This window comes from Shewanella sp. ALD9, assembly GCF_002836315.1.
GTDB lineage: Bacteria > Pseudomonadota > Gammaproteobacteria > Enterobacterales > Shewanellaceae > Shewanella.
Genome location: NZ_PJCD01000007.1, coordinates 1 through 3,220, shown reverse-complemented (window position 1 = coordinate 3,220; position 3,220 = coordinate 1). Strand labels below are relative to the sequence as shown.

At 49.5% G+C, this 3,220-nt stretch carries 1 rRNA gene; it reads right to left on the bottom strand.

From position 1 onward, the window contains the following. Positions 1–130: 130 nt before the first annotated feature. Positions 131–3,035, bottom strand: a 23S ribosomal RNA gene (locus CXF88_RS14225). Positions 3,036–3,220: the final 185 nt, after the last annotated feature.

Here is a 3,220-nt window from a genome sequence, read left to right as displayed (position 1 = left end):
CCTAATTCTTCTTTAGGCATTAAATAATAATTCGGAAAGCTGATTGCTTTATCTGAGTTTGAATCTCGTTACACTATTTAAGCGTCCCATTCTAATACTAAGTCGTATCAGTAAAACCCATCTGGGTTGTATGGTTAAGCCTCACGGGTCATTAGTACAAGTTAGCTCAACGCCTCACAACGCTTACACACCTTGCCTATCAACGTAGTAGTCTCCTACGGCCCTTTAGAGAGCTTAAAGCTCTAGGGATGACTCATCTTAGGGCTCGCTTCCCGCTTAGATGCTTTCAGCGGTTATCGATTCCGAACGTAGCTACCGGGCAATGCCATTGGCATGACAACCCGAACACCAGCGGTTCGTCCACTCCGGTCCTCTCGTACTAGGAGCAGCTCCCTTCAATCATCCAACGCCCACGGCAGATAGGGACCGAACTGTCTCACGACGTTCTGAACCCAGCTCGCGTACCACTTTAAATGGCGAACAGCCATACCCTTGGGACCGACTTCAGCCCCAGGATGTGATGAGCCGACATCGAGGTGCCAAACACCGCCGTCGATATGAACTCTTGGGCGGTATCAGCCTGTTATCCCCGGAGTACCTTTTATCCGTTGAGCGATGGCCCTTCCATTCAGAACCACCGGATCACTATGACCTACTTTCGTACCTGCTCGACGTGTATGTCTCGCAGTTAAGCTGGCTTATGCCATTGCACTAACCGTACGATGTCCGACCGTACTTAGCCAACCTTCGTGCTCCTCCGTTACTCTTTGGGAGGAGACCGCCCCAGTCAAACTACCCACCAGGCACTGTCCTCAACCCCGATAAGGGGCCAGAGTTAGAACATCAAAACTACAAGGGTGGTATTTCAAGATTGACTCCACTCAGACTAGCGTCCAAGCTTCAAAGTCTCCCACCTATCCTACACATGTAGGTTCAATGTTCAGTGCCAAGCTATAGTAAAGGTTCACGGGGTCTTTCCGTCTAGCCGCGGGTATACGGCATCTTCACCGCAATTTCAACTTCACTGAGTCTCGGCTGGAGACAGCGTGGCCATCATTACGCCATTCGTGCAGGTCGGAACTTACCCGACAAGGAATTTCGCTACCTTAGGACCGTTATAGTTACGGCCGCCGTTTACCGGGGCTTCGATCATGAGCTTCTCCGAAGATAACCCAATCAATTAACCTTCCGGCACCGGGCAGGCGTCACACCGTATACGTCATCTTGCGATTTTGCACAGTGCTGTGTTTTTGATAAACAGTTGCAGCCACCTGGTATCTGCGACTCCCGTCAGCTTAGAGAGCAAGTCTCATCACCAACAAGAGCGTACCTTCTCCCGAAGTTACGGTACCATTTTGCCTAGTTCCTTCAGCCGAGTTCTCTCAAGCGCCTTGGTATTCTCTACCCGACCACCTGTGTCGGTTTGGGGTACGATTCCCACTAACCTGAAGCTTAGAAGATTTTCCTGGAAGCATGGCATCAACTACTTCATCACCTTAGTGACTCGTCATCAGCTCTCAGCCTGTACATTAAAGTACGATTTCCCGGATTTGCCTAAGAAATCAACCTACCACCTTAAACGCGGACTACCAACGCCGCGCTAGCCTAGCCTTCTCCGTCTCTCCATCGCAGTTAGCGGAAGTACAGAAATATTAATCTGTTTCCCATCGATTACGCCTTTCGGCCTCACCTTAGGGGTCGACTCACCCTGCCCCGATTAACGTTGGACAGGAACCCTTGGTCTTCCGGCGAGGGAGTTTTTCACTCCCTTTATCGTTACTCATGTCAGCATTCGCACTTCTGATACGTCCAGTGTGGGTTACCCCTTCACCTTCAACCGCTTACAGAACGCTCCTCTACCGCGCACTTCCTAAGAAATGCACCCGTAGCTTCGGTGGTATGTTTAGCCCCGTTAAATCTTCCGCGCAGGCCGACTCGACTAGTGAGCTATTACGCTTTCTTTAAATGATGGCTGCTTCTAAGCCAACATCCTAGCTGTCTAAGCCTTCCCACATCGTTTCCCACTTAACATACACTTTGGGACCTTAGCTGACGGTCTGGGTTGTTTCCCTTTTGACAACGGACGTTAGCACCCGCTGTCTGTCTCCCGAGTAGTACTCATTGGTATTCGGAGTTTGCAAAGGGTTGGTAAGTCGGGATGACCCCCTAGCCTTAACAGTGCTCTACCCCCAATGGTATTCGCTCGAGGCGCTACCTAAATAGCTTTCGAGGAGAACCAGATATCTCCGAGTTTGATTGGCCTTTCACCCCCAGCCACAAGTCATCCGCTCATTTTTCAACATAAGTCGGTTCGGTCCTCCAGTTGATGTTACTCAACCTTCAACCTGCCCATGGCTAGATCACTCGGTTTCGGGTCTACACCTTGCAACTAAACGCGCAGTTAACACTCGGTTTCCCTACGGCTCCGCTATTCGCTTAACCTCGCTACAAAATGTAAGTCGCTGACCCATTATACAAAAGGTACGCAGTCACGGTCTCAAGAACCGCTCCCACTGCTTGTACGTATACGGTTTCAGGTTCTATTTCACTCCCCTCACAGGGGTTCTTTTCGCCTTTCCCTCACGGTACTGGTTCACTATCGGTCAGTCAGGAGTATTTAGCCTTGGAGGATGGTCCCCCCATATTCAAACAGGATGTCACGTGTCCCGCCTTACTCGTTTTCATCTATGGTTAGTTTTCATGTACGGGGCTATCACCCTGTGCCGCTGTGCTTTCCAACACATTCCACTAACACCCCATAGACTTAAGGGCTAATCCCCGTTCGCTCGCCGCTACTAGGGGAATCTCGGTTGATTTCTTTTCCTCCGGGTACTTAGATGTTTCAGTTCCCCGGGTTTGCCTCACTACACTATGTATTCATGTAGTGATAACAGCTTATGCTGCTGGGTTTCCCCATTCGGATATCGTTAGCTCAAATGCTTATTACTAGCTCGCCAACGCTTTTCGCAAGTTATTACGTCCTTCATCGCCTCTGACTGCCAAGGCATCCACCGTATACGCTTGGTCACTTAACCATACAACCCAAATGAGTTTCACTTGCGTGAACATCTGGGTCATATCATGACCAGCTGGTTTTTACTTGTCTCACCTCCGACCAGGAAGTGGACTCGCCTTAGTTTTTTAGAATATTCAAGACACTTAAACAGTGTTTTGAGAACTCAAGTGTTAATGCTTTCGCATTAACGTTTTTCGCACTAAC